Genomic DNA, 25,824 nt, shown 5'->3' with positions numbered 1-25,824 from the left:
GGTTTCGCTTCAATTTCGACGCTTTCAACAATAGTCCAGAACAGGTGAGCCCATGTTGCAGACCCGCATCATTCCCCCCGCCGCAAATGCCCACCCATACCCGCTGTTGATCAAGAGCCTGCTGCTTTCCGGCAGCCGCTACGAAAAAAATCGGGAAATCGTCTATCGCGACACCTTGCGTTACAACTACGCGACCTTCAATGAGCGGGTGGCACGCCTCGCCAATGTGCTTACCGAGGCTGGCGTAAAGGCCGGTGATACCGTGGCGGTGATGGACTGGGACAGCCACCGCTATCTGGAATGCATGTTCGCGGTACCGATGCTGGGGGCGGTGTTGCACACCATCAACATTCGCCTGTCGCCCGAGCAGATTCTCTACACCATGAATCACGCCGAGGACCGCTTCGTGCTGGTCAACAGCGATTTCGCGGCGTTGTACCAAGGCATCGTCGGGCAGCTCACCACGGTGATCGGCACCATGCTGCTGACCGACAACGCCGCCGCCGTCGAGCTTCCCGGTTCGGTCGGTGAATACGAGAGCCTGTTGGCGGCAGCCGAGCCTAGCTACGCATTCGCCGATTTCGACGAGAACTCCGTCGCCACCACGTTCTACACCACCGGCACCACCGGCAACCCGAAGGGCGTGTACTTCACCCATCGCCAGCTGGTGCTGCATACCCTGTCGATGGCCACCACCCTGGGCAGCCTGGACAGCATCCGCCTGATGGGCAGCGACGATGTGTACATGCCCATTACACCCATGTTCCACGTACATGCCTGGGGTGCGCCCTACGTGGCGACGATGCTGGGTGTGAAACAGGTCTATCCGGGGCGTTACGAGCCGGAGATGCTCTGCAAATTGATCAAGCAAGAGCAGGTGACCTTCTCTCATTGCGTACCGACCATCCTGCAGATGGTACTGGCGGCGCCTGGCGCTCAAGGCCATGACTTCAAGGGCATGAAAGTGATCATCGGCGGCAGCGCGCTTAATCGCGCGCTGTACGAAGCCGCCAAGGCCTGCGGCATCCAGCTGACGGCCGCTTATGGGATGTCCGAGACCTGCCCGTTGATTTCATGTGGCTACCTCAACGAAGAATTGCTCGCGGTGGGCGAGGAGCAATCTACGACCTATCGCATCAAGGCTGGAGTTCCCGTGCCGCTGGTCGAGGCGGCGATCATGGACAGCGAGGGCAATCGCCTTCCTGCTGATGGTGAGACCCAGGGCGAGCTGGTGCTGCGCGCACCCTGGCTGACTCAGGGTTACTTCCGCGAGCCGGAGAAGGGACAGGAGTTGTGGACCCACGGCTGGTTGCACACCGGCGACGTGGCAACCCTGGACGAAATGGGCGTTATCGACATTCGCGACCGCCTCAAGGATGTGATCAAGACTGGCGGCGAATGGATTTCCTCGCTGGAGCTGGAAGACCTGATCAGCCGTCAGCCTGCGGTCAAGGAAGTGGCTGTCGTGGGCGTGGTCGACTCGCAGTGGGGCGAGCGTCCGTTCGCCCTGATTGTCGCGAAGGAAGGCCAGTCGCTGAACGCAGGCCTGCTCAAGGAGCATCTCAAGCCATTCGTCGAGCGGGGCGTCATCAACAAGTGGGCCATTCCCTCACAGATAGCCCTTGTTACCGAAATTCCCAAGACCAGTGTGGGCAAGCTGGACAAAAAGCGTATCCGCGTTGATCTGGCGCAGTGGCAGGAGGCCGGAAGCGAGTTTTTATCGTCCCTGTAAGGCACGAATTTCAACGCCAAAAAAGTGACTGGTCAGTCAAACAAACGTTTGGCTTGCTAATTGCTGGATTCGGACCATCCTTGGCTTGTCACGGATGGGACTGATCCCTCTAAACCGGCGAGCCAGAGTGTCTCGGGCACTGCAAGCCACTCGTGGGAAGGCTCGCTGGATTTAGTCAATCAGCCATAACAAAAACAAATGGAGTAGCGTCGATGACCAACACAACAAGGCCGTTCTGGCGTCTGGCAAAACTGCCGCTGGCCGTCAGCCTCGCATCAACTCTTGCCAGCCCGGCATTCGCGGTGAACTTCAATATTGGGGAAATCGAAGGTCAGTTCGACTCGTCGTTGTCGGTGGGGGCTAGTTGGTCGATGGCTTCGCCGAACAAAGATTTGATTGGCTCAAATAATGGGGGGCGTGGACTGTCGCAGACGTCTGATGATGGGCATCTCAATTTCAAGCGTGGTGAAACGTTCTCGAAGATTTTTAAAGGCATCCATGATCTGGAGTTAAAGTACGGAGATACCGGTGTTTTTGTTCGAGGTAAATACTGGTATGACTTCGAGCTGAAAGATGAAGGGCGCGAGTTTAAGGATATCAGCGATTCTAATCGGAAAGAGGGTGCGAAATCGTCCGGTGCGCAGCTGCTTGACGCCTTTGTCTACCATAACTATTCGATTGCGGATCAGCCAGGCTCTGTTCGTCTTGGCAAGCAAGTTGTCAGTTGGGGAGAGAGTACTTTCCTACAGAATAGTATCAATTCTATAAACCCTGTTGATGTCGCCGCTTTTCGTCGCCCAGGGTCTGAGATTAAAGAAGCTCTGATCCCGGTTAACATGTTCTATGTTTCTCAGGGGTTGACGGAAAACTTATCTGCTGAGTTTTTTTATCAACTCGAGTGGGATCAAACAGTTGTCGAGAACTGCGGCACGTTCTTTTCTCAGGCAGATATCGTAGCCGATGGATGCGATGACAATTTGAGGGTTCTTCGTCCTGCTTCTTCCTTAAGTACCGCTGCCTTGGGAGCGTTAGGGAATTTCGGTGTAAATGCCAATGAAGAGGGGGTTTTGGTTCGGCGAGGGGGTGACAGGGATCCGTCTGATAGTGGGCAATGGGGAACGGCTTTCAGGTATTACTTTGCACCCCTTGATACTGAGTTCGGTGCTTATTTTATGAATTATCATAGTCGCAACCCAGTGTTTAGCGGTACTAGCGCTACCCAAGCGCAACTAAATGCGATTAATGCGGGGTTACCAAACGTTCCTGCTTTAGGTGCTAATAACCCGGCAAACTTAAGGCCTTTAGCGGTGGCTGGGTCCTCTCGTTACTTTATTGAATACCCCGAAAATATACAGCTCTACGGTCTAAGCTTCTCTACCACATTGCCCACTGGTACGGCGTGGAGTGGTGAAGTCAGCTATCGTCCCAATGCTCCTGTTCAGCTGAATACTACAGATATTCTCTTTGCCGGTGTTGGGTCTCTGGGCGGGCTATTCGGTAATGCATCTGTGTTGGATGGTGCTGCTGGGCAGGATTTACATGGTTATCGGCGCAAGGAAGTTACTCAGTTTCAGACAACTTTTACGCATTTCTTTGATCAGGTAATGGGGGCTAGCCGCTTTACAGTTGTTGGAGAAATAGGTGTTGTGCATGTAGGCGGGTTGGAAAGTACATCCGAGGCTCGTTACGGCCGTGATCCCGTTTTCGGCCCAGGGCCGTTACCGCCCACACAAGTTGCACCCGGGACAGTCGTCAATACATGTGAAACGCTAAACGGTTCTACGCTCGGTGGGGCGTCAAGGAAAAACGTTTCCCGGTATTGTGAGAACGACGGCTTCGTAACCAGTACCTCGTGGGGGTATCGCGCACGTGCAATTTGGGAGTACCCAGATGTATTTGCAGGCGTGAACCTTAAACCCAACGTCGCCTGGTCTCATGATGTGAATGGCTATGGCCCCAATGGCTTGTTCACTGAAGGTGCAAAAGCTGTGAGTCTGGGTCTGGATGCTGAGTATCAGAACACCTACACCGCCAGCCTCGCCTACACCGACTTCTTCGGCGGCAAATACAACACCCTTGTCGATCGTGACTTCCTGGCCCTCAGCTTCGGTATGAACTTCTAAGCGCCCGTATTCATAGGAAAACGTATTTATGAAAACAACAAAAAGGCTGTTGCAAACTGGCGCTCTGACCCTGTCGCTGCTGGCCACTGGTGTGATGGCGGCAGTGTCTGCGGATGAGGCGGCCAAGCTGGGTAACACCCTGACGCCGGTTGGTGCGGAAAAGGCAGGCAATGCCGATGGCAGCATCCCGGCCTGGACCGGCGGGCTGCCGGTCAATGCCGGTGCGGTGGATTCGGCTGGCTTTCTGGCCGATCCGTTCCCAAGCGAAAAGCCGCTGTTCACCATCACCGCGCAGAACGTCGAGCAATACAAGGACAAGCTGACGCCTGGCCAGTACGCGATGTTCAAGCGCTATCCGGAAACCTACCGGATGCCGGTCTACACCACGCACCGTACGGCGAACGTGCCGGACAGCATCGTCGCGGCGACCAAGGAAAATGCCACCAATACCAAGCTGATCCAGGGGGGCGAAGGGCTGGAGAACTTCAAGTTCGCTAACCCGTTCCCGATTCCGAAGGACGGCCTGGAAGCGATCTGGAACCACATCACTCGCTACCGTGGTGCCAGCGTACGTCGTCATGTGGTGCAGGTGACGCCGCAGGCCAATGGCTCGTTCAGCCCGGTCAGCCTGGAAGAAGAGTTCGCCTTCCGCAGCATGATGAAAGGCGTCGATACCAGTCAGCCGAGCAACATCCTGTTCTACTTCAAGCAGCGGGTAACCGCACCGTCGCGTCTGGCGGGTAACGTACTGCTGGTGCACGAGACCATCGACCAAGTGAAGGAGCCGCGCATGGCGTGGCTCTACAACGCCGGTCAGCGCCGCGTGCGTCGTGCGCCTCAGGTGTCCTACGACGGTCCGGGCACTGCGGCCGATGGCCTGCGTACCTCCGATAACCTGGATATGTACAACGGCTCGCCTGATCGTTACGACTGGCAGTTGCTGGGCAAGAAGGAAATCTACATTCCCTACAACAGCTACCGTCTCGATTCGCCGAAGCTCAAGTACACCGACATCGTCAAACCAGGCCATCTGAACCCGGATCTGACCCGCTACGAGCTGCACCGCGTCTGGCACGTGACCGCCACCCTCAAGCAGGGCGAGCGCCACATCTATGCCAAGCGTGACTTCTACATCGACGAGGATACCTGGCAGGCCGCTGCCATCGACCACTACGACGGTCGCGGTACTCTGTGGCGCGTGGCGGAAGCCCACGCACAGTACTACTACGACAAGCAGGTGCCGTGGTATGCCGTCGAGGTGATCCACGATCTGCTCTCCGGTCGCTATCTGGCCCTGGGCCTGAAGAACGAGGAGAAGCAGGCCTACGAGTTCGATTATCCTGCCAAGGAGAGCGACTACACTCCGGCAGCATTGCGTCAGTCCGGCGTGCGTTGATCGCTGCTTGAAACCAGAAAGCCGGCCCTCGGGCCGGCTTTTTGTTGCCTGTTCGACTGGCTTTTGAGGCTAGGGTGCTAGGTAGCTGACGGCGATAGGTGACCTGCCGTTCCAGCGCGCGACGGTTACAATCGGCTATCGCCTGCCATCCGCGTTACAGGAAACCCTTATGCAACTCACCTCACCTGCCCTGATCCGCGAAACCTTTCCTGTCGGGCCTTTGCAGTGCAACTGCAAATAAAGGCAATTTTACGAGCGATGTGAGACCTGGCTTTCAGGTGTCTAAGCCTCGTAAATCAAGGATCTAAGGCTGTTAACCAATAATCCATGTTCACGATGAGTCATCTGAAATCACACGCTCAGTGTGACAAGATTGTGCCGCGACGGTTGCGAGAATTACCGCCGATGATTACTCTGTCCTAGATCGCGCTGGCGAGGTACGAAAAATGCCCTGGCTCGGCATCTGCCACCTGGTAGTGGCTGGTGTAGCTAAACGAGTTAGCAGGGTTCCTCGGTTCAGCACTGTAGTGGGGAAAAGCGGAAGTACCTGCTACGGAAGAAAGGATGCCTCGAACGAGGCTATCGCCTGATGATGTCGAGCTACCGGCTTTGATGGGGCCGGAACCCAATTAGTGAGACACGGAGGAGAGCGGGAGCAGCTGAGGGCAAAACCCCGCGTCGGGCACGGTTCCCATTCTAGAGCTGAACCAGCAGTTCTAATTGGCAATCGCCGGCGCTGCCGCGCACCCATCCAAACCTGATCCTGCAATGCATGGATCGGGGGAGGATGAGTTATGTCTCTCGAAAAACTTCTCACAGTCGATGATCTCGCCAAAATCTTAGGCCGGTCGGCCGGCACCATCAAAAATCAGCACTCAAAGCACCCCTACAAGTTACCTCCTGTCTGCCGCATTCCTGGGGCGGGCCGGCTGCTGTGGCGTCGAGAGGATGTTGATCGATGGCTTCAGCAACACGTCGTCCGGCTCAATGACCCTGTTCTTAGTCCCGAAAAGCGGAAGCCGGGGCGACCGCGGAAGTCCGAAACGCTGGCTCGCAATAGGCTGGCGGATCGGGGGGCTCAGTATGCATGAGCCTTGGCAGGGGGAAGACGCTGCGCACGGCACCTCTTCAAGAGTTCATGCAGTTTTGCATAGGCGATTGCAAGAAGCTGCTGAACGAGAAAATTCTAAAAATGCCATGCAAGCCGAAGTTGGACGCCAAACCAGCGAGGCCGCGCCTTCTCAATATCAATTTCCCTTTCTACCTGTCATGGCATCAGCGATGCCGACGCAGTGGACTAGGACTAGTTTGTTTTCAAATCTCAAGAAAGGAGAGCGGAGAACTTTAAAGAATCAAGTTCTTGAGGGGCGGTCTGATTGCTTAGTAAGAATGTCAGGCGAGGAGTTAGATATGTATGACAATGATGTTTTTTTGCATACAATTCAGTTGGCCCAAGGTGCTTTCCCAGGCGAAAGGGTATATTTCGAGCGATCATCATTCTTGCGTGCAATTGGTCGTGGGAGCGATCTTTCTTCAGAGAGTTATCGACGTCTTCATGAGTCAATGGAGCGACTTACAAGTGCCACCATATTTGTTCAAGGCCAAATGGGGGGTGAAAGCTTTAGGTTGATAGATAAATTAAGATGGGGCGTGAGTGGGCAGTACTCCATAGAGATGGATGCGGAGATCGTTTCGATATTTGCAAATGAGTATCTCGCTTTCATTGATATGGATGTTCGGATGAGATTAAAAAGCCCTCTGGCAAAATATCTCCAAAATTATATTGCGGGACATAAAGTTGGGGGGCACGGAATAGGTTGTGACAAACTCAGAGTGTGGAGCGGTTCGCGAGGACGCGCACGTGACTTCAATTGCCGGGCATTACCGAGTGCGCTTAGCGAATTAGAAAATGAGGGAGTTATCAGAGATTGGTCAATCGGAGGCGATATCGTTCGATGGACGCGTATACCTCACGTCAGAAGCAGGAGGCTATGAGTTATCCACAGGCGTCGGGGTAGCTGCGCAGCTCTCATCGGGGTAGCTGCGCGTTGCTTCGGGGTTACTGCGCGGATCATCGGGGTTACTGCGCACACACACACGATGAAGACCAGTCTTCACGCGGGCTCCAGCGATGAGGTAGGGCCCCTAACATGTTTTTAAAATTGTATTTAACATCAGAGATTCAGGATTTTCGGCGTCGGGGTTACTGCGCACAGGTTGGATTCAGATATACCTGCCCAACTAAGCGCCTTACGGCGCTTTAGAGCCCCAGAAGGGAAAGGGAGTGGTTGGGAGCTGTGTGGCGGCTTCGCCGCTTCAGATCCAGGTGAGCGACAGGGAGCTGAACAGCAGCATATGAATCGGATAAAGCGGGTACATCCAGGTGCTGACCGGCCTGATCGACCGCACGCGGAATTGCAGTAGTGCCAGGCCGAGCAGCGGCGCCAGGGCGGCTGCAGAGATACTGGCCAGCGCCCTGGCGGGCAGATCGGGCAGTAGCATGATTCCGGCGCCGGTGTTCGCGAGAACCGCGATCAGAGCTGCAGTCGACCAGGTGACGATCTTGGTTTCAATGACGCGCGCCTGGAGAGCGGCCAGCAGAACGGCTGGCAGAAGTACGCCAGCAAGGCCGTAGCTCAGAATCGGTCGATAAGCTGCGGCGACGGCCAAGGCTACGACCCCTGCAGTGATCAGTGAGGGCGTTCGGTGATGTATCGCCTGAGTGATGACAAGACCAAGGCCCAAGGTGAAGAGGATATTTAAATAATTGCTCTCGAAAAATCTCGAATAAGGTTGCTGGCTAATCAGTGCAAATAAAAGAATTCCGCCGAGATATTTCAACCCGCCTGAGTATCCTGTCGGCTGCCGATAAACATTCGCCGCGATTGCGAGGCAGAAGAGAGGGAACGCGAGGCGTCCGATGGTGCGCATCCAGCGGAATGTCTCTTGTAACTCAACAGGCAGGATGTACCAGGAGTGATCGATGATCATGGTGATCAATGCGATCCACTTGAGTAGATCAAGAGAGTTATCTCTTTCGAAATTTTTCATTAGATAAACTCTACGAAGTCTGGCGTTTCAAAGGTTAATTAAATGGTACTTTTTTAGTGTGTAAAAGTCATCGCTTTTTTGTTTGTGGTGCTTGTATGATGAGTTTTGAGGATTATAATTAAGTTAAGATTTTTTGTTTGAGCAGTTGCTATATACCGAACCTCCCAGGATCAGCGACAGGGGAGGCTAGGCAATTAAAAGAAATGCTCTGTCGAGTGCTCGCTGTGACCTCAAGTTGATCCGCCGTTCAATCGGCTTCGCATGCAATCGCGTGCAACTTCAATCAACCTGTCGCAGTAAAGGACTCGACACATGAAAAAACTCATCACCTCATCGCTGATCCTCAGCATCCTCTCTCTCGCTGGCTGCGCTGGCATTGGCCCGACCGATCAGGACGGTAGTCGCAATCAAACTTTGACTTGGGGCAGCATCGGCACCCTGGCCGGCGCAGCTGCAGGCGCGCTCATCAACCAGGACAACCGTGGCAAGGGTGCGTTGATCGGCGCAGGTATCGGTGGCCTGGCAGGCGCTGGCTATGGCGCTTACGCCGACCGACAGGAAGCTGAATTGCGCAAGGCGACCGCAGGCACAGGGATCGAAGTGCAACGCCAGGGGGACGACATCAAGCTGGTGATGCCCGGCGCGATCACTTTCAACACTGGTTCGACTGAGCTCAGCCCAGCAGCTCAATTCAACCTCGATAAGCTGGCCGGCAGCTTCCGCCAGTACGGCGACAACAACATCGAGGTCACCGGCCACACCGATAGCGTGGGCTCCAACGCCAGCAACATCGAGCTGAGCCAGAAGCGCGCAATCAGTGTCGGCAAGCACCTGATCAGCCAGGGCATCGATAAGTCGCGCATCCAGGTATACGGTGCCGGCCCTTCGCAGCCGATCGCAAGCAATTCGAGCAAGGAGGGGAGGGCGCAGAACCGCCGCGTTGAGATCCGCCTGAAAGCGCCGATCCAGCCGGGTACCCTGGAACAGGGGGCCAGCTGATGACCCTGCGCCTGGCTCCGCTGCCAGGCCTCGATACCGCCCTGCTTCTCATGCAGGGCGAGATCCTAGAGCACGCTGCGCTGATGATTGAATCAGCGACCGCCAGCCGGGAGGAAATCGAGAAGCTGCGCTTACTGGGTCTGCCACCCACGCGGTAAGACTGAATATCAAGAAGTAGAGGTATCAAAAATGAAGACGGCAATCGGAGTTATAGGGGTCGCTTTTGCTGTAGCGGTTGCTGTTAGCGGCTGCGAGAAAAGTCCGGAAGTAAGACCTGACTCATGGAACGCAGAGGCAACAGCGTATTTCAATAAAAACGTACCACCACTGAAGAGTCTGCGTGGTGATAAGTACCACCTTCAAGTAGTTCGGGAAGAAGGAAATTACGCGTGTGTAACACGGGCATTTGTCGACGGAATACAAGTGGATTATACCAGTCGTAGTGCAGTCCAAGTTTTACCTGGTAATATCGACCCCTGCCAGTTTGACGGAGTGCATGTCGAGTACACTCGTGATGATGGATATCGGGTATTTCCAGGAGATAACCTTCCGAGCAGCGTGAAAGCTTTTCTTTATGCTGAAATACCAAGTCTATTTAGAAAGTACCAATGAATAAGGGCGCCATAGGGCGCCCTTAGTGTTTTGGGCAGTCTTAACCGCCAGCTTGGGGCGTTCGGGGGAAAGAACCAACGAAACGCCTAGCAATTGCTTGCGTAGCCATCGACAGCGGTGCCTTCACCATGCTGCTAACGCCGCCCATGACGCCTTGCGCTGTGTTCTCGTACGGGTTCAGGCCCGGCTCGGAGAACGAGATCATGTTCAGCACGGTGCGTGGGAAGTTGGTGATCAGGGATGCAGAGGTCATGCACACCGACCAGAACAGCATGCAGGTGAGCAGAACCATCATGACCGAGCCAATAAGAAGGCCCGCGAGCATGTCAAAGGGCTGGGTCAGATCGGCAACTCCGTTATCCATCATTCCCCACAGGCCACCCATCATGGTGTTCACGATCGGCAGACCGATGCTGGTGATGGTCACTGCAGCCGCAAGGCCACCTACGGCAAGCATTGGATAGAAGCCGATAAACACAAGAATGTTCCATCCCTTGCCGGCCATCTGAGACGTATGCTCTTCTCCCTTTGGTGCTGCCTGAGCTGCGCCCCATAGGGTTACCCCGAAGAACGCAGATGCGACAAAGGTCAGCCAGCTGATGACGCCCATGAGGCCGAAAATTGCGAATACGACCGGCAGAACGTAGCCAATCATCGCGCCTGCGAGTAGCAAAGCAAAACCGATTACTGTAAGTGCCTTAGAGCTCGCGCCATCAAAGCCTAGATACTTAGCTGCGCCAGTACCAGAAATCAGCATTAGACCTGTACCAGCAAGTTCACGTCCAAAGCCAGACACAGTATGTAGGTTTGCTTTTGATGGGTCGCTTTCGAGAATATTAAGACCGAGCAGCTCTTTGATATTTACATTGGGAATGACTCTCTCATTAGATAGCTCAAGCTTGCCTTGAGCAATTTTAGTTAGGTCGTCTCCAGTAGTTAGCGAAGCTAAAGCAGTGGTAGGATAAATTTTCGACGTGCTGCTTGCGGCTGACTTTTGAGCTCGTGAAAAATCATTTGCAGAGCGTAGAACGAATGTCCCGCCCATCATCCAACCCCATTGTTCAAGGCTGCTAAAGAAAGCTTCGCTTGCTTTTATGTTGACTTCAATTAGCTTTGAGCGGATTGTGCTTTTAGCAATTGCTGTATACCACTTAGCTTCTGCTTCATAATAGTTGTTGATGTCGGACGCAAGTTTTTGCTCTTGCTCATAGGTAAGGTCAAATATTGTCGCATTAACGGAGTTGGCAGTTTTGTACAGCCTTGTCCAAAGTTCTCTTTGAGCTTTAGCAAGTGCAACCGATATTGCTTTCTCATTTTGTACGCGCAACGCGTTCACTTCATTCGAGCACAACGAAGAATCTGAACCAAGCCAGGAGCATATGCCGCTTTCTGATCCCATTTCGTACTCTGTTGTTTGCTCGCCGAGCGAATTTCTGTCGATCTCATTTGATGAGTAAAGTATGGCTGATGCAATTGCATCGCTAGGCGGTATCAGAGGGATGTTTGTGTATTTGAGAATTGACTCAATGATTGGCGGCGTGGCCTCTGTGGAACCGTAGTATGCAGAGCTGTTTGGGTTTGTGTATTGGTTTCTCCACTTCGATTCAATCAGCAGCTTTGCAATTTCTTCAGCAGTTAAATCTTTAAGCTGATCGTGTGGGTTTTTATGTGTGAAGTAACCTGCCGCTGAATATGCAAGTGCGCTCCAGTTTTTTGCCATCTTCAGGCTTTCAGTTTCCTTAACCTGCGGTTCGTAGTTTGGATTCGTGAACAGGTTATATTCGTGCATCGCTTTGAACGATTGAATCTGAGCATCGTCTCCTGCGTTACTTCCGGCTTTGGCGATCCCCGCTATCAGTTGGTGACCAGGAGTAAGAACAATTTGTTGTGAATGCTGGCTGCTGCCAACAGGAATAACAGGTGCACAGAGAATTAGGGCCGCCACCACTCGAAGCGGGTAGAAGAACGCTTCATTGCCGTCTCGGGCGCCGAAGAAGTTGCCGTTCTGGCGGAGCCGGAAGATGCCCAGGAACATTGCCCATGATGCCAGTATGCCGAAGCCGGTCAGGCCGACGATGGAAAAGTAGCTAGCGAAGATCGTGAGCGGGGTGATCTGCGTCGCTTCGGCTAGGGCTTCCGCAGGAATTTCACCAGCAACGAACATCCAAGAGCCAAATAACCACAAGAGCACAAGCATTGAGAAAGTCGGCATGTCGCTATTCCTTTGCGAAGTAAGGCAACTCAGGCGGAGGAATCTGAGCAAATACTACCGGTTTAGGTGTGCTGATTTGCGGTTTCATAGAATGGCCTTCAATGAGCTCATGCAAGTGCGGTGCTGGAGGTGGTCCGATAATTAGTGTCATCAAGCAAAAAACGATAATCGCAAGTTTAATTTTGGCCAGATGCTCTGGCTTAAGGTGCTGTTTTATATAAGCGATATAGTGTTTAAGCATTTGATTTTCCTCTGTATCGACTCCACATTGTCGCTAAACTTTTTTTCTCGAATCTGTCTGAAAACAGGCTGTTTATGTACGAAAGTGAATTTCTGTAGCTATAGCCGTGCGTTGCAAGGCGCTCGATATCGCCGCTTACAAGATCGAAAATCTTTGTTGCGTTGACTATATCTTTGGGGAGCTTTCGGAGTCGGCGTGTTTTCTTCTCGATGCTATCGAGAAGAATCTCTGATTCTGGTTTTTCTGTTGCCATGACTTGTCCTCATTACATGGATTAATTATCAACCATGCGTAAACACTAGACAAATCACCTGCTTTATTAACGCAATCTCGAAAGAATAACTTTTATGGCCTTTTTCAAATTATTAAAACAATCGTTTGAAAATATTTTTTGCCGCTCATAAAAAAGCCCCTCTGGAAGGGGCTTTGAGAGCGTTTTGTTTAATACCGGACTTCATCCTTTTCAACGGTCACGCGCCATGTCATTGGTGCTCTCCCAGAGCAGCTGAAGATTTATAACGATAATGTATTTTATCGAGAATTTTCGATCCTGCTGGGAATTGAGCGGGGCAGGGTGGCCCGGTAGCATCCAGCCAATGATGAAACCCCACCTCGCCGATCTTCTCCTCGATCACATCGACCGCACCGTGCCCGTCATGCAGATAGGCCGAGATCGAATGATTTACTACCCGGGAGCGGCTTTCGCTGGCCTGGCCAGCAACGCCTACCCGCAAGCCTGGAAAGCATGGCCATCGAAAGAGCCCAGCGGTTCGCAGTGGTTTGCGATTCACCTGGACGCGATCGGCATCTTCTGGGAAGTGGACTATGTGACTTGGGGGAAGAGGTGCGCTTTCGTGTCGACGACAGATCACCGCTTTTACTGGCCGGACGGGAAACCCGGGCTGGCGTGGAGGGTGCTACGGCCCTTGTACCTGGACTGGATGCTCAGAGGTGCGCTTGCGGGAGAGTTCGGGCCTGACTATCTGCTTGGTCTGGCATCAGATCCGGTGCTACTGGATGAGTACGACGAGCACCTGGAGGAGATGGCCACGCTGCTGGCCAGGTACGAGATCGAGGAGAGGCAGAGCTGAAAAAACTAACCCCCTGGTGCGCAGTACCGGCAGAGTCGGCCCGAGGCGTGGGGGTTATTCTTGCTGACAAGGGTATTGCCCGCGGTGCTGGGCGTCAACACGAATCCGGCACACACCGTTTTCCCTTCTGGGCTGAAGCCCGCACAGCGGGCATAAAGAACCCGGCCGAGGCCGGGATCCTTTAAGGCGCGAGCCGACCAGGCTACCAGTCCAGTACCTGGACCTTTCCAGGCACACCAGTCGGTGCCGTGCGCGCCTTCGCCGTCGGTACGGGTGCAGCGGCTGGAGCTGATGCCGCAGGCGTCTCCAGCGGCATCACCGGCTCCGGTGCAACCGGCGCGGCCGGCGCCGCAGGCACAGAGCGAAGAGTTTCCGGCTTCGCCGGGGACCCGTGATCTTTCAGCTCACGAGTCTCGGTTTCAGAGCCAGAAGCAAAGCGCTCATAACCCATCCAGGCTGGCAGGCGCTTGCCCTGATCGATCAGTTCCAGGGCCTCGTTGATGTACCGCAGGTAATCAGCACCGGCCTGCAGCTTGGCACGCTCTACCTGGTAGTGCTCATCGAGCTTCGGACTTGTGCCAGCAGCAATCCAGCTATCGCGATCCGCATCAATAAATGCGTCGAAGGCGACGGGATCAATGCTCTGGAGCGGTTTGTAAGGCGCCGGATAACGGCGAAGCATTTCGGCCACGGCCGGGTCTTTATCCTTGTCCGCCAGCAGCCGCTGGAAACGGTCTTGCAGGGCATCACGCTCGGTGCTGATCTGGGTCTGCATAGCCGTCAGGCGTTTCTGCAGGCCGGCAACTTGCGCCGCAGCAATGCGCTGTTCCTCGGCTAGGCGTTCCGCCTCGGCCTTCTCCGCAGCAGCAACACGAGCAGCTTCCTCACGGATACCTTGGGTTACGTATCCTGCGCCAGCGGCAATCGAGATGCAGAGAGCTGCTGCGCCAAGAGCTTTCAGGAATCGCCCCGATTTACCCTGTAGGGGCTGGCCGGTGACAACTGGGCCGACTTGGAGCAGCTCGCCGTGCTGGGCGAGGAGATGAGCGGATGTGTTGTTCATGCTGCAGCCTCCTCGGTGGCCTGTTCGGTTTTCATCTCAACTGGGAAGGCGAACATCGGGCTCAAACGGATCTGGGCGCGACGAATTGTGCCGCAGCGATTCACTGCAGCCAGGGCCGTGAATTTATTCATCGTTAGCGAACGGATCTCATCCGGTGAAACAAGCGGGATTTCGCCAATCTTCACGCTGCCGGCTGGCCGTTCGCGGCGAATCGCGGCGGGCAGTTGCTGCCAAGCCTGTTCGGCACCCAGCTTCTTCGCCAACTCGGCTACGGTGCTGATCGCCTGGCCAACATGGCTATAGGAGCGGCCAACTTTGATCATCTCGTCCGACGTTTGCGCTTTAGCAGCCAGGGTTCCGGTGGAGTAACCACCAGCATTGGCGCCGTATAGATTGGCGGTGGCCACCGGGTCGGTGGAGTTCGCAGCGACTTCGGTGAACACTACGCGAGGCGCAGCGCCCAGACGCTGCGACACGTAGTCGAGAGTCATTTCAGAACCGACCTGCAGCGTTACTACAGAACGGAACTGATCGAGCAGCATGATCGTCGCCTGTTCGTCCTGGAGAGCAACCTGCAGACCATCGAGCCCCTGAGTCGAATACAGCGCACATAGGCCGAGCGAACGGGCTTTAGGCAGGATCGCCAACTCTTCATGCGACACCAGATCCTGCGCCTCATCGATCACCAGCAGCACAGGCACTTGGCCTTCAGCCTTCCAGCCATCGCCACGGCGCTTGATCGAGCTGTAGAAGCGGCGCTTGGCAAGAGCGGAGATGGCAACGCCAGTCTGGCTGTCTGGCAGAGCCAGGCCGAGCATCGCGCCATAAAGGCAGTCCTCGATCTCGACGCCTTCAACGGTGTCAGCCCATGCCCCGAGCTCTTGATCGTTGATCAGCGTACCCAACCAGGTCTCCAGATTGAGCTCAATGGAAGAGCGTGTTTCGTTCGCTTTTTCCATGTGGCGAGTCATGAATGCGCTGTAGGCACGGCGGAGATGGCCAGGGAGAAGATCGAAGCACTTGCTGTTCTCTTCGATGATTTGCTTAGCACGTGCGCGGCTGTTCGACTCGAATGCCAGTTTGTAGATTGACCCCAGAGTCCACGGCCATTCATCGGGCTCGATGGCATTCATCATTGCCAGAACCTTAGAGGCGCTGCGCAGCAATTCCCGCGCAAATTGCTCCCATTCGTTTCCGGCAACGTCGCCGGCGTTTCCCTTATCGGACGAGAAGAGCTTGAACAGTGTTTCCGCCACCTCATCCGGCATGAGCCCTTGGATTGGATTGAACGCAGTGTTTTCAGGGCTGATCACCTGGAAGCCTGGAAGGCCAACCAACTCCTTGGGCAGTTGGCCTTTACCATCGAGGACCAGCAGCCCACCCGCGTTGGCAACCTGCCATTGCCATACAACGGGGCGGATCACAGCAGCCGTTTTGCCGGTACCGGTTTGGCCCAGCGCGAGCATGTGGGTAGAAAGGTCCGCAACAGACAGGCCAAATGGCATGCCCGCTTGAGGCGGGCTGTACGGATCACGTCGCTCAGCAAAGAGATCAGTAGCAATGCCCAGGTTGATGAACAGCGACTTTTCGGCCATCGCTCGTTCGAGCTGTTCATCCAGGGCGCGATCAAAGTCCGCAAACTTCGACTTCCCTTCCTGTTCGATCAGCTTGGGGTAAGCGCTTACAGCGAGCGCCTCGCGAGCAGCTGCGGCGCGAGTCTTAGCGATCGACGCCAGATCGAAAATGGCCAGGAATGACCAAACAGCGGCGCCGCCGGCGGCAACAGGCGCGATGAACCAACTCAACGAGTCTGTCGCCACGAACAGGCCGGCCAGCAGAATCGCAATGCCAGCGACAGCCATCGGCACCGACTCATCAACCAACGCCTTGCGCAAATACGAAACAGACAGATCGTCAGGGACGATTTGACCATCGACAGGGTTGCCGTCGCGGTCGTACGTCCAGGAGCGATACGAACCCACCAGGTCGGCCGGTGACTGTGGCGGCGTGACGCGCAGCAGCACGCGAGCACCGAACTCCTTCACGTCCTGGATCTCTTCGCTGGTCAGCAACTCACCGGCCGGGACCATCGCCCGCCAAGCTGCAGGCGAAAGGCCGAGAGATAAGCGGAAAACATAGGCGCCGGCGCCCGCAATGCACAGACCTGCAGCCGTCGAGCCCCACTGCCATGCAAGGCTGGAGCCGTTGCGACCAAGCAGGTACGCCGTAGCAGACACGATAAAGAGCGTGCCGATGCTGAGCGCAAAATTCCGGGCACGCAGTCGGCGCTGGAGGCGGGCGCCGGCATGAAATGCAGCTCGGCCGTAGAAGGCGCGGCGCGTCAGCGCCGCACGATCTGACGGCAAAGGCTCGATCACATCGTCATGCAGGATCTGATTGACCGGCCAACCGCGGGTGTCAGCACTGAGTTGCGGGCCGAGAGCTGCGCGAATTGCCAGCGTGCGGCGCTCCCGCCAGGCGCGCTTAGCTGCTTCTGGATCAGTGACCCAGATGAGCAGGCTTTTCATATACTTCTGAAATTGCGTTACCATGTAATTTCTTCCTTTCGTGGGTTTTCCCTACCGCGAAACCGGCTCACGAGAGTTGCCGCTCTCGTGAGCCACCTATTTCACTCGATGATCCGGCGCGGTTTACGCGGCTGGCCTAGTTCTTCAGCAGCTTCCTCAATCATCGATCGCAGAACACTCGCGTGGATGCGTTGATCGAGTCGATCGAGCTGCGGCATGCGCCCAGTCGTCAGCACCTGGAGCACATCCGAAGCGATCGCGTCATGCAGACTCTGATACGAAGGCAACTGACGCATGCTCGTGAAGTCGGGCTCTTTGCCTGTTTCAAGGGCGCGCCGCAGAGCCCGGTTTTCGGCCTGGATCATTGCCACTTGCAGGCGCGATGCGATCAGCGCGGTATGTTGCATCGCCTGAACTGGATCTTTCAGATCCTGCATCCGCTCGAACCAGTCTTTGCCCATCGCAACGACATAAGCCTTATCCTCGTTCGAGCCAGCCAGCTCGGGCATGCACTCGCTGAGAGGGCAGGCCGACACAGAAACGCTCGCCAACAGGGCGGCGATCATCACCGCAATTTTCTTCATATCCATCACATCGATCTCCGTTGTGCTTGTTGTTCCTCGTTTCCCTGGACTACCTGCTTTTCCAACTCGCTGATCTCGTTCATCGGCACGAGGGTGCGCTCGTTTTTTTCACGCTGGCCCGCCGCTTCCGCTTTGTCCGAGTCGGCTTTTTCATGCGCCTTGTCCGAGGCGGCCTGCCGATCGACGTGGCCCTTATGGATCTCATCCATCCGGGGATCACGGGCCAACTTGTCGAGTCCGTCCATGTCGGTGCCTTCGGCAGCCTTGAACTGCTCGCGCTCCTCGCGTTTGGCCTTGATCCAGGCCTCGGCGTCGTAGCCGAGAATGCGCGCCTGCTTTTTGCGGCCGCGAAAGTCTTCATCATCGCTATGAGTACCCATGCGATTTTTCTCCTGCAGGTTGTGCGCGTTAGCGCTGTTGGTGGTTATGCGATGGGGTTTTGAGGTACTGCTCAGCAGCTGGGTACAGGGTGCTCAGCGAAACCACGAGCGCGATCAATGCACCGACTCCGACATCGACCATTCGAGCGCTACCGGAGCGTTTGCTCACGTTCGCGAATTCAGAGGAAAGCAGCCGTAGAGCGTTGTCTTTGTCCTGTTCGAAATACGCCATACGCTTCACAAGCGCGGCGTTCTTCTCCCTCTCTGCTTCGAGTTGGCCCTTAAGTTGGTTTCGCTCGGCGAAGTAGTTCGCCGAGCTTTCACCCATCTGAGCCATTGCAGCTTTGATGCGGTTAGCCACATCGCTAATTGCCACATCAACCGCTTCACTCTCGACCTGGAGCTTCGCGTCGATGATCGAATCGGCGAGAACCTGGGCGATCCCCTCGCGCAGCGAGGCACGGAAATCCATCTCATCAGCCGGCTTCAGTAGGCGACTTGGCAGGCCTGCAATTTGACGGGAGAGTGAATCGAGCACCTGGGAGAAACCATCCAGGTTCATTCCCTGAATGGTCGAAGCTGCGCCACGGATCTGCCCAGCGGCATCGAGGAGCAACTCAGCCAAGCCGGCCTGTTCGCCTGTGCCGTGCAGCGAGCGTTCAACAGCAGCGACCTGCTGTGCGGCAGCCTCGAACTGATCAGCTAACTTAAAGTGATCCTGGAACAGTTCTCGCAGCATGAGCTGCTCCCGAGTGAGAGCAGCATCGCCAACATTCATCGGGAGCGCGCTCATTTCAGGCACCTACCGGCGAGGTCAGCAGTTCAAACACATGCTGGAGCTGGCGATCCATCGACTTGGATTGTTTGGTAATGGCCAGCATGTCCATTGCACGACGCCAGGCCTTTTTGTCGTCGCTGCGCGTTGCTGCTTTCAGCTCAGCCTTGTAGTCCGTGGTATCCGCCAGAGCCTGAACGATGTTCATTTTCCGGTCGCTGAGGAGCGCGAAAAGTTCGGATTCCGGGACTACGCATGCTGGATTGGCCTGAGCCAAACCAGTCTTCTTCGCAAAATTCAGCACGTCACCGAATTCGGCTTCTACCCCATCCACTACGCGGTTGAAGACAAACTGGATCTTTTCGGCCGGGACGCCGAGCGCGCTCAGCATGTGGGCGGTTTTGATGGCCTCAGTGCGCTCCTTGGTATCCGAAGTACACGGAATGACAAAGAGATCGATTTCATCGTGGCCATCTTCGAAGCGGCTGAGGCCGACCAGGAAGTCTTCGATATTGGATGCACCGACATCGAGGATCAGCTCATCGGCCGCGGCGAGTTCGGCATAGATACGGGCGAACTGCTCACCCTTCAGCTGCTCAACAGCAGCACCAAGGTCGCCACCGGCAGCGTTGATCGTTTCAACAGCCAGGATCTTCGCTTCCGGCATACGCGGGGCGAACAGGTTAACTGCGAGGGTGGTCTTGCCTTGGTTGCCGCCAAGGTTGACGAGTGCTACGCGCATGTTTCTCTTCCTTTCGTGGTTGTCCCGACTACTCGTCGGATCGGTACGTCTCAGGGTCAATCTGCCCCGTCATGGCCCGAAGATCGCCAGCTGTAAGCGGCGGTTTCTTTGCAGACGGTTCAGCGGGTTTAACTTGTGTTTCAAGGGTTGCCGACCCTAGAAACTTGTCTACTTCAGCTTGCTCGACCGGGGTCAGCGGAGCTTGTAGTTCCTCATCAGTCGGCTTTGATTCATCCCTGAAAACACGGTTTTCCTTCTTGCCGCGTTTCGTTGCGCCTAGGTACGAGGCGTATTCCTCGGGCATGTGGTCGACCATGAATTTGCGAACTGTCTTCAGGTCCACCTTGATGCCGAGCGCTTCATCGAGCGCACGGTGAATGTCCTTAACTGTCTTCCCGCGCTGCATCAGCAGAGCGATCTGTGCTCGAACCGGGTTCAGTAGGCGATACCCCGCCCCCCGCCGATTTTTCTGCTCCGTGGCTTCTTCTTTCGCGAGCCATGCCTCCAGTTCTGCAGCCATCTCTTCGGCTTCCTGTTGTTCCGCGATCAGGTCCTCAGGGCGTTTGAACATTCCCGTTCTCCTCCAGTGTGCTGTTAATGGCTAAAACTGGATGTTAGTGGGTTTATCTGGTTTTACACACCCCTTGGCGACGATTTAAAGCTGGATTTATCTGGCCGTCAATGGTTTATTCTGGTTTTGCGTGGTGGATATTGTGGTTTTTCTGGTATTGCTAAAGTGGTTTTACTGGATTATTGTGGTTTTGCATTGGGGTTTTCTTAACACATCTGCACCCTTCGGGTGCTTCGCGTCGGCCCGGATCCCGCGCACAGCGCGGACTCCAAGCCGGAAAGCAGACAAAGCAAAAGCAAGGTACGCCGGCATAGTGCTGTCTACCTGAGAAGCGTTCTCAGAAGGGAAAAGGAAAATGGCGCGGAAGAAGGCCGGGGCAAAGACCTCGACCCAGTACCTAGATGAAGTTGCGGTCGTGCGCCTGGAGCGCCTTTCCGCGCGCTTGGGCGTCGCTCAAGGCCGCGTGCTCGATGCCCTCATGTCCCAGCGCACAGACGAAGAAATCGCCGGCTTCCTGGAGGCGCAGCGTTTCTCTGCCGAGCCTTTCCGACCTATTCCCATCCTCCTCGATGGTCCGGTTGTGGCGTCGATGGCCGGTGCAATCACCCAGTCCGTTGCTTCCCTTCTGGGCTCCGCTCTTCCTGATCTGGTGTTGCAGGTTCTCGCCAGCCAGGCCGAGCGCCGGCCTGAACTGCTCGCCGACACCGTTGAGCCGATGCTCAATCGGCTGGTACCGATGGTCATGGATCGGCTCATTGCTGAGCAGACAGGCATGGAGATCGATCGATGAGCCATTATGGGATGAGCAACCAGAAGACCACGGCCGGCAACTTTGCGGCCAAGGCCAGCTACTTCGAAAAGAAGCTGAAGGAGCTCCAGGCACTGCGCGAGGAGCGCATTGCTTTGGGTGCAGAGCGCGGCGTGACAGATGCGGTCATGGCTGCCGAGCTGGCGAAAGTCGATGCCGAGATCGCCTCCATCGTCAGCCAGGTTGAGGGTGACCAGGGTACGGGGCGGGAGGACTACTACCACAAGTCCGGTAACGACACTCTAGCGTCTGGAATTGCTGGCCCGCTGGCTGCAAAGCTGGGCCTTGGTGAGCATCCTCAGGACGGCGACTATCTGGCGCTTTTCCGTGGAATCAACCCGCGGACTGGCGAGGCGTTCCTGGACGAGAAGCGCCAAAAGTCTATCTACAAGGCTATTCAGGAAGCTGAATCGAAGAAGGCAAATCCATCCTCGAAAAAGCAACTCGAAGCCGGTGATCTGGAGCGCCTGGAGAAGGAAAGCAAAGAACAAGCGGCAAAGGACCCTGTTCTCGGTTTCTCCTCATGCGTGAGCCTTCAGAAGTCAATCAGCCTCTATTGGGCACAGACCGACGACAGAACCCGTCGAGTGATCCAGGAATGCATGATGGGTGCTGTGAACGATGCGATCGAGAATGAGCATCGCACTGGCCGGATTCGCGGGCGTGAAGGCGCCCAGGGGGCCGAGTCGGTCACCGGTGATTGCGTCACACTCACATATGCCCACTGCACTGCCCGTCGCGCACCCGGCCAGGACTTCCCTGATCCTCAGCTGCATGTACACCTGGAGCGTCCGAACTTCGTTCGCACCATCGATGGCAAGTTCCTGACCCTCGATGCGGGGTGGCTGTACAAGAGCCAGAAGGAGTTTGGTGCAGTCGTCGACGTGGCCTTTTTTCAGCGTCTCCAGGCACGCCTACCAGAGTTGGCCTCGGCGATGGTCGTCGACTGGAGCGGGCACGGTCTTCGCCTCAACGAGGCGTCAGTCTCAAAGCAACTCGTAGCCGAGTTCTCCAAGCGCAGCGAGCAGATCCAGACCGAGAAGAAGACGATGGCCACCTCTGGCCAAGCGGCCGCTCAGGCGATCGCTGTCCGAAGTCGCGATGCGAAAGACATCGAGTTGGGCGACAGTCTGGACGCCCATTGGCGCGAAGCGATCCCCACAATCAAGCTGAAAGCATCCACAGCAGCAGACCTGAAGGCACCGAGCCTGGCCGAACTGCAGCGCATGGTGTTCCGCGGCTCCACTGTCATTGATGAATTCGCGATCGATTCCGCAGCCGCACACCTGACCATCGGTAAAGGTGGACTGGATCAAATCGCGGCAACCAAGTCGGAGATCTTCACGCAGCTCGGCCTTATCGAGATCCCCCAGCAACCGGACGATAACGGCCGGACGCCGCCGCGGCGTTACACGACGAAGGAGTTCATTACCTTGGAGGCCGACTGCCTCAAGGCGGTCTATGCCGGTCTGAATGATCCCCGTTGGAATGTTGATCGCGCCTTGGTTGACCGTGTAATCGACGCTTATGAAACAGAAAAGCAGGCAACCCAAAAGCCCGGAGAGAAGCCTTTCAAGCTGACCCAGGAACAGCGTCAGGCCGCGTACGATCTGACCGGCTCAGGCCAGTACACATTCCTGAAGGGGGCTGCTGGCGTGGGTAAGTCGGCCACCTTGGCGCCGACCTTCCGAGTCTACGCCGAAGCATTCAAAGCGCAGGGCCGGCGAGTCATTGGCGTTGCCCCCGCAAACAAGCAAGCGACGGAGCTGGCGAAGTCGACCGGAATCCAGGCTCAAACCGTCCATTCGTTGCTGATCAAGCACCAGAACGCGCTTGCCGCGCAGCAGGCCGGGCAGCGTTTCAAACAGCAAGATCTCATCGGTCGCGGCGATATTGTCGTTTGCGATGAGGCCGGCATGCTGGATACCTACCAGATGCATAACCTGGTGGTTGCGTGCCATCAGGCGGGCGCCCGCCTGATCTGCGTCGGTGACAGAAACCAGCATGATGCGGTGGAAACCGCCGCATTGTTCGGCCTTCTGCATAATGCTGTTGGCGACCGTTGCGCCAAGATCGAAACCATCGCCCGCCAGGTTGAACAGTTCAAGCCGACTGCCCAGGCCCTATACGAAGGCAAGGTGAGCGACGCAATTCGGTACATGCAGCGCGACGATCAGCTCAAGGTTTTCTCCGATGGTGTGTACGAGGCCGACGAACTGGTTGGCGATGTTTTTGCCGACATGAAAACCGGCCTACCCGGAAAAGATGGTGTTGTTCGAGAGTTGGACTGGTCCCAGATCCTCGTCCTGGCTGACACCAACGAACAGGTTAGAGCGCTTAACGACAAGATCCGTGATGCCCGATTCGCTCGTGGTGAATTGCGGGTTGAGGGCAGCGTGAGTATCGAAACGGAGGTACTTCCCGGGGAGCGCTTCACGATCCAGGTTGCTGTTGGCGATCGACTGCTGCTGCGCAAAACGGCCAAGGATGCTCAGAGCGAACCTGTCTACAACGGCGACCTCGGCACTGTTCTGGGTATCGAGCGTGTCACTCGTGAAGTCGACGGTGATCAGATCGAGGACATTTTGTTCACCATCGCCCGGGACGATGGGAAGACGGTCAAGATCAACTCTAGCGAGTACGAGGCGCTTCAGCTCGGATACTGTCTGACCGGCCATAAAGCGCAAGGCTGCACGGTGATGGCCGCCTACTACTTGCCGGCGCATGCATCCCTCAAGTCCTGGTACACGGCTTATACGCGCGGGATCTATGGGTGCAAAACCTATCTGAGTGAAGCCAACTGGCTGTCCTTCAAGAAGTCGACTGCGGAATACGTCTACAAGGACAACGCCCTTGACCTGATGCCGCAGGCCCGCGAAGCGATCCGTGCATCCGTACAAACCGGGCAGCCGTTCAAGCTAACCCCTCAGAAGCTATCAGTCCTCGATCGCCTCCAGGATGTTTCGTCACTCTTCCAATTCCCAGGCCAGGCGAAGGCCCTGCCGCAGGAAAAAACCGGGCAATCCATCACCGTCCTGCTTCCCGTGCAATCTGAGATCGAGCACGCCAAGGCTTTCGGCGCTGCCGTCGTCGACCTTCGCACCGACGAACAGGCCTGGCCAGCCGATGCCCGCCGCGTGGCCGTAGTCGCCGCTGAAAACCCAGCTCCAGGCGTAGAAATCGTGCCTTGGACAAACCCCGGCGCGACCGAGACGCCCGAGCACCGCCGCGACCTGTGCGAAACGCTCCAGGGCATGAAACCCGCCCTCTTCACAACGAAATTGAAACCGATCAAGCCAGAGCCCCAGGAGGCCCGCTATGTCCGAATCGATCCTGCCCGACCTGCCCCCGTTGCCAGCCTCGGCAAATATCTCCGAGTTGACGGACGACCTGTCGCCGCCGGTGATGGAGTTTCCCGATCCGAACCCCGAACCGAGTCCGGTAGCCAAACCGTTGCCGGCAGCCTTGGCCGATTTGACCGCGCCGCCGGCGCCGGTGAAGCAGCAAACGAAGAAGCCTTCTCCCGTCCTTTCGGCCACGTTAAGCGCCCTGCAGGGCGAGCCCCCACAGACGGTTTGCGTACGTTGTCCACATGCGATTTGGCAGCAGATCCCGGAGGGCGACGTGAGGGTCTATTGCCCGGTAATGCACGCACTGATCGACACTCTCCTGGTGGAGTGCGACGGGCGGTTCCTGATTCGGGAGTAGCTCGCCCCATGAAATTCGACAAAGCAGCCGACGCCCGTGAAATAGCCGCGATGAAGCTCGACGTTGACCTGACCGCTTACGCCGCTCATTTGGGTATGGAGTACGACAAGCAGGCCTCGTACAAGGGCCATGCAGTCTTTCGCTACGGTGCAGGTAAATACGACATCTACCAGGCCACTGATGACAACTGGATCTGGCATGACCGTCATGCGGACAAGAGCGGAGACATCTTCAAGCTCTACCAGGAGGTCAGGGGCGGAACCTTCGCCCAGGCCAAGGACGATGTTCGTGCGTTCCAGGGCGGCGTACTGCCGTCGCTCGGTAAATCACCAGAAGAGCAGGCCCGTATCGACCGGGCACGCGATGAGAAACGTCAGCAGAAGGAGCGTGAACGGCAGGAGACAATCGCCTCCAGCACGAAAGGTCACTATCGGGCTTTCGGATTCATGGGGCGGCGCGACATCTACCTGAGCCAGGAGCGGGGCATCTCGCCTGAAGTCTTGGCGGAAACGCGCTGGCGTACCAGCAAACACGGATCTGCTGTGTTCCCTCACATCGACGCGGAAGGCAAGTTTTGCGGTTATGAATACCGCGGGGCTCAGATGATCGACGGCGAACTACGTCAGTTCAAAGGCTTCACGACTGATACAGAGAAAGGCATCTATCTCGCTAACCCTCGCTGTGCCAACCCCATCGAAATCCGCTTCAGCGAAGGCGGCGTAGACGTTCTGAGCACCTATCAACTGGCCACCCCTGAAGAGCGTCAGCGGATCCTGTTCGTGGGAACCACAGGCGAACCTGGTTCGAATACCGAGGCGGCAATCATCGCCCTGGCCGAGCGCCACAATATCCGCCGATTTTCCCTGGCCTACGATCGCGACCAAGGCGGCGACAACCTCACCGCGAAGCGTTCCGCTCGGCTGGCCGAGCGCTTTCCTGATGCTGAGATCGAGGACGTGCGTGAGCGCATCGGCTTGCAGCTCGGCGAAGACCCGAACCAAGGCGTGCAGCGCCTGCAAGGCATGACCCCCGAGCCGACCGAGATCAAGACCACGCCGGCACAGATTGAACAAGCGCCTGCAGCGGCTACGCCGGCCCAGTCCACCGAACCCGAACACGCCGCGGAGCATGAAGCCGAATTCCGGCCAGAGCCCCGCCGCATGTAACACCCCCAGGGGGCGGCAACCCCCTTTTAACCACGAAAGGAA

General features: G+C 56.1%; 21 protein-coding genes. 11 read left to right on the top strand and 10 right to left on the bottom strand.

The window, feature by feature from the left end:
* Window positions 1–52: 52 nt before the first annotated feature.
* The 5 genes from BM279_RS11385 (at window position 53) to trfA (ending at window position 7,246) form a co-directional block, all read left to right on the top strand.
* Window positions 53–1,732: a fatty acid--CoA ligase gene (locus BM279_RS11385; RefSeq protein ID WP_093503807.1), complete on the top strand. Its 1,680-nt coding sequence runs from the start codon at window positions 53–55 to the stop codon at window positions 1,730–1,732.
* 212 nt (window positions 1,733–1,944) lie between these two features.
* A complete protein-coding gene (locus BM279_RS11380) occupies window positions 1,945–3,855 on the top strand; it encodes a DUF1302 domain-containing protein (RefSeq protein WP_093503805.1) in 1,911 nt (636 codons plus the stop codon).
* Window positions 3,856–3,883: 28 nt separating this feature from the next.
* Complete coding sequence (locus BM279_RS11375; protein WP_093503803.1) at window positions 3,884–5,251, top strand: DUF1329 domain-containing protein; 1,368 nt, start codon at window positions 3,884–3,886, stop codon at window positions 5,249–5,251.
* Between the two features lie 794 nt (window positions 5,252–6,045).
* The gene (locus BM279_RS23755) at window positions 6,046–6,342 is read left to right on the top strand and encodes a helix-turn-helix transcriptional regulator (RefSeq protein ID WP_093503801.1); all 297 of its coding nucleotides are present in this window, start codon (window positions 6,046–6,048) and stop codon (window positions 6,340–6,342) included.
* A complete protein-coding gene (gene trfA / locus BM279_RS11365; protein WP_167363132.1) occupies window positions 6,335–7,246 on the top strand; it encodes a plasmid replication initiator TrfA in 912 nt (303 codons plus the stop codon). Before BM279_RS23755 ends, trfA begins: the two co-directional genes overlap by 8 nt.
* Window positions 7,247–7,567: 321 nt before the next feature.
* Here trfA and BM279_RS11360 read toward each other — a convergent pair whose 3' ends face one another.
* Window positions 7,568–8,302, bottom strand: coding sequence for a TraX family protein (locus BM279_RS11360; protein WP_093503796.1), 735 nt, complete (start codon window positions 8,300–8,302; stop codon window positions 7,568–7,570).
* A 312-nt stretch (window positions 8,303–8,614) separates the two neighbouring features.
* On the opposite strand from BM279_RS11360, the gene BM279_RS11355 reads away from it, so the two are divergent.
* From BM279_RS11355 to BM279_RS23155, 3 genes are read left to right on the top strand one after another with little or no spacing between them, the layout of a single operon-like run.
* On the top strand, window positions 8,615–9,301 hold the full coding sequence (locus tag BM279_RS11355; protein ID WP_093503794.1) for a YiaD family glycine zipper/OmpA-like lipoprotein: 687 nt from the start codon (window positions 8,615–8,617) through the stop codon (window positions 9,299–9,301).
* Window positions 9,301–9,459: a hypothetical protein gene (locus tag BM279_RS23380; RefSeq protein WP_167363129.1), complete on the top strand. Its 159-nt coding sequence runs from the start codon at window positions 9,301–9,303 to the stop codon at window positions 9,457–9,459. The genes BM279_RS11355 and BM279_RS23380 overlap by 1 nt, the downstream gene beginning before the upstream one ends.
* A gap of 31 nt (window positions 9,460–9,490) precedes the next feature.
* Window positions 9,491–9,913 carry a hypothetical protein gene (locus BM279_RS23155; protein WP_143103587.1) on the top strand — a complete coding sequence of 141 codons (423 nt, stop codon included), beginning with the start codon at window positions 9,491–9,493 and terminating at the stop codon, window positions 9,911–9,913.
* Window positions 9,914–9,953: 40 nt separating this feature from the next.
* Here the strand turns inward: BM279_RS23155 and BM279_RS11350 are convergent, their stop codons facing one another.
* The gene (locus BM279_RS11350) at window positions 9,954–12,125 is read right to left on the bottom strand and encodes a hypothetical protein (RefSeq protein ID WP_093503792.1); all 2,172 of its coding nucleotides are present in this window, start codon (window positions 12,123–12,125) and stop codon (window positions 9,954–9,956) included.
* A gap of 4 nt (window positions 12,126–12,129) precedes the next feature.
* Complete coding sequence (locus BM279_RS23150; protein WP_143103586.1) at window positions 12,130–12,366, bottom strand: hypothetical protein; 237 nt, start codon at window positions 12,364–12,366, stop codon at window positions 12,130–12,132.
* Window positions 12,367–12,965: 599 nt separating this feature from the next.
* Here BM279_RS23150 and BM279_RS11345 point away from each other — a divergent pair.
* Window positions 12,966–13,457 (top strand): hypothetical protein, encoded by a 492-nt coding sequence (locus tag BM279_RS11345; RefSeq protein ID WP_093504269.1) that lies wholly within the window; start codon window positions 12,966–12,968, stop codon window positions 13,455–13,457.
* A gap of 202 nt (window positions 13,458–13,659) precedes the next feature.
* On the opposite strand, the gene BM279_RS11340 is transcribed toward BM279_RS11345, so the two are convergent.
* The 7 genes from BM279_RS11340 to BM279_RS11310 all read right to left on the bottom strand — a co-directional run bounded on the left by BM279_RS11340 (window position 13,660) and on the right by BM279_RS11310 (window position 20,100).
* A complete protein-coding gene (locus BM279_RS11340; RefSeq protein ID WP_093503789.1) occupies window positions 13,660–14,520 on the bottom strand; it encodes a hypothetical protein in 861 nt (286 codons plus the stop codon).
* Window positions 14,517–17,072, bottom strand: coding sequence for a type IV secretory system conjugative DNA transfer family protein (locus BM279_RS23460; protein WP_208604533.1), 2,556 nt, complete (start codon window positions 17,070–17,072; stop codon window positions 14,517–14,519). The genes BM279_RS11340 and BM279_RS23460 overlap by 4 nt, the downstream gene beginning before the upstream one ends.
* A gap of 77 nt (window positions 17,073–17,149) precedes the next feature.
* Complete coding sequence (locus BM279_RS11330) at window positions 17,150–17,638, bottom strand: hypothetical protein (protein ID WP_093503786.1); 489 nt, start codon at window positions 17,636–17,638, stop codon at window positions 17,150–17,152.
* Window positions 17,638–18,012 (bottom strand): hypothetical protein, encoded by a 375-nt coding sequence (locus BM279_RS11325; protein ID WP_093503784.1) that lies wholly within the window; start codon window positions 18,010–18,012, stop codon window positions 17,638–17,640. The genes BM279_RS11330 and BM279_RS11325 overlap by 1 nt, the downstream gene beginning before the upstream one ends.
* Before the next feature lie 28 nt (window positions 18,013–18,040).
* Complete coding sequence (locus tag BM279_RS11320) at window positions 18,041–18,805, bottom strand: hypothetical protein (RefSeq protein WP_093503782.1); 765 nt, start codon at window positions 18,803–18,805, stop codon at window positions 18,041–18,043.
* Window position 18,806: 1 nt separating this feature from the next.
* Window positions 18,807–19,529 (bottom strand): StbB family protein, encoded by a 723-nt coding sequence (stbB, locus tag BM279_RS11315; RefSeq protein ID WP_093503780.1) that lies wholly within the window; start codon window positions 19,527–19,529, stop codon window positions 18,807–18,809.
* 28 nt (window positions 19,530–19,557) lie between these two features.
* Window positions 19,558–20,100 (bottom strand): hypothetical protein, encoded by a 543-nt coding sequence (locus BM279_RS11310; protein ID WP_093503777.1) that lies wholly within the window; start codon window positions 20,098–20,100, stop codon window positions 19,558–19,560.
* A gap of 355 nt (window positions 20,101–20,455) precedes the next feature.
* On the opposite strand from BM279_RS11310, the gene BM279_RS11305 reads away from it, so the two are divergent.
* Both BM279_RS11305 and mobF read left to right on the top strand, forming a co-directional pair.
* Window positions 20,456–20,890, top strand: coding sequence for a hypothetical protein (locus BM279_RS11305; RefSeq protein WP_093503775.1), 435 nt, complete (start codon window positions 20,456–20,458; stop codon window positions 20,888–20,890).
* A complete protein-coding gene (mobF, locus tag BM279_RS11300) occupies window positions 20,887–25,782 on the top strand; it encodes a MobF family relaxase (protein ID WP_093503773.1) in 4,896 nt (1,631 codons plus the stop codon). The genes BM279_RS11305 and mobF overlap by 4 nt, the downstream gene beginning before the upstream one ends.
* Window positions 25,783–25,824: the final 42 nt, after the last annotated feature.

Origin of the sequence: Phytopseudomonas straminea (assembly GCF_900112645.1) — a bacterium.
Taxonomy (GTDB): Bacteria; Pseudomonadota; Gammaproteobacteria; order Pseudomonadales; family Pseudomonadaceae; genus Aquipseudomonas; species Aquipseudomonas straminea.
This window is presented reverse-complemented; position numbering and strand designations above follow the sequence as displayed.

What these genes read in the sequence shown, in the direction of transcription:
- BM279_RS11385 (WP_093503807.1), top strand. Translation starts at nt 53, where the DNA reads ATGTTGCAGACCCGCATCATTCCCCCCGCCGCAAATGCCCACCCATAC.
- BM279_RS11380 (WP_093503805.1), top strand. Translation starts at nt 1,945, where the DNA reads ATGACCAACACAACAAGGCCGTTCTGGCGTCTGGCAAAACTGCCGCTG.
- BM279_RS11375 (WP_093503803.1), top strand. Translation starts at nt 3,884, where the DNA reads ATGAAAACAACAAAAAGGCTGTTGCAAACTGGCGCTCTGACCCTGTCG.
- BM279_RS23755 (WP_093503801.1), top strand. Translation starts at nt 6,046, where the DNA reads ATGTCTCTCGAAAAACTTCTCACAGTCGATGATCTCGCCAAAATCTTA.
- trfA (WP_167363132.1), top strand. Translation starts at nt 6,335, where the DNA reads ATGCATGAGCCTTGGCAGGGGGAAGACGCTGCGCACGGCACCTCTTCA.
- BM279_RS11360 (WP_093503796.1), bottom strand. Translation starts at nt 8,302, where the DNA reads ATGAAAAATTTCGAAAGAGATAACTCTCTTGATCTACTCAAGTGGATC.
- BM279_RS11355 (WP_093503794.1), top strand. Translation starts at nt 8,615, where the DNA reads ATGAAAAAACTCATCACCTCATCGCTGATCCTCAGCATCCTCTCTCTC.
- BM279_RS23380 (WP_167363129.1), top strand. Translation starts at nt 9,301, where the DNA reads ATGACCCTGCGCCTGGCTCCGCTGCCAGGCCTCGATACCGCCCTGCTT.
- BM279_RS23155 (WP_143103587.1), top strand. Translation starts at nt 9,491, where the DNA reads ATGAAGACGGCAATCGGAGTTATAGGGGTCGCTTTTGCTGTAGCGGTT.
- BM279_RS11350 (WP_093503792.1), bottom strand. Translation starts at nt 12,125, where the DNA reads ATGCCGACTTTCTCAATGCTTGTGCTCTTGTGGTTATTTGGCTCTTGG.
- BM279_RS23150 (WP_143103586.1), bottom strand. Translation starts at nt 12,366, where the DNA reads ATGCTTAAACACTATATCGCTTATATAAAACAGCACCTTAAGCCAGAG.
- BM279_RS11345 (WP_093504269.1), top strand. Translation starts at nt 12,966, where the DNA reads ATGAAACCCCACCTCGCCGATCTTCTCCTCGATCACATCGACCGCACC.
- BM279_RS11340 (WP_093503789.1), bottom strand. Translation starts at nt 14,520, where the DNA reads ATGAACAACACATCCGCTCATCTCCTCGCCCAGCACGGCGAGCTGCTC.
- BM279_RS23460 (WP_208604533.1), bottom strand. Translation starts at nt 17,072, where the DNA reads ATGGTAACGCAATTTCAGAAGTATATGAAAAGCCTGCTCATCTGGGTC.
- BM279_RS11330 (WP_093503786.1), bottom strand. Translation starts at nt 17,638, where the DNA reads ATGGATATGAAGAAAATTGCGGTGATGATCGCCGCCCTGTTGGCGAGC.
- BM279_RS11325 (WP_093503784.1), bottom strand. Translation starts at nt 18,012, where the DNA reads ATGGGTACTCATAGCGATGATGAAGACTTTCGCGGCCGCAAAAAGCAG.
- BM279_RS11320 (WP_093503782.1), bottom strand. Translation starts at nt 18,805, where the DNA reads ATGAGCGCGCTCCCGATGAATGTTGGCGATGCTGCTCTCACTCGGGAG.
- stbB (WP_093503780.1), bottom strand. Translation starts at nt 19,529, where the DNA reads ATGCGCGTAGCACTCGTCAACCTTGGCGGCAACCAAGGCAAGACCACC.
- BM279_RS11310 (WP_093503777.1), bottom strand. Translation starts at nt 20,100, where the DNA reads ATGTTCAAACGCCCTGAGGACCTGATCGCGGAACAACAGGAAGCCGAA.
- BM279_RS11305 (WP_093503775.1), top strand. Translation starts at nt 20,456, where the DNA reads ATGGCGCGGAAGAAGGCCGGGGCAAAGACCTCGACCCAGTACCTAGAT.
- mobF (WP_093503773.1), top strand. Translation starts at nt 20,887, where the DNA reads ATGAGCCATTATGGGATGAGCAACCAGAAGACCACGGCCGGCAACTTT.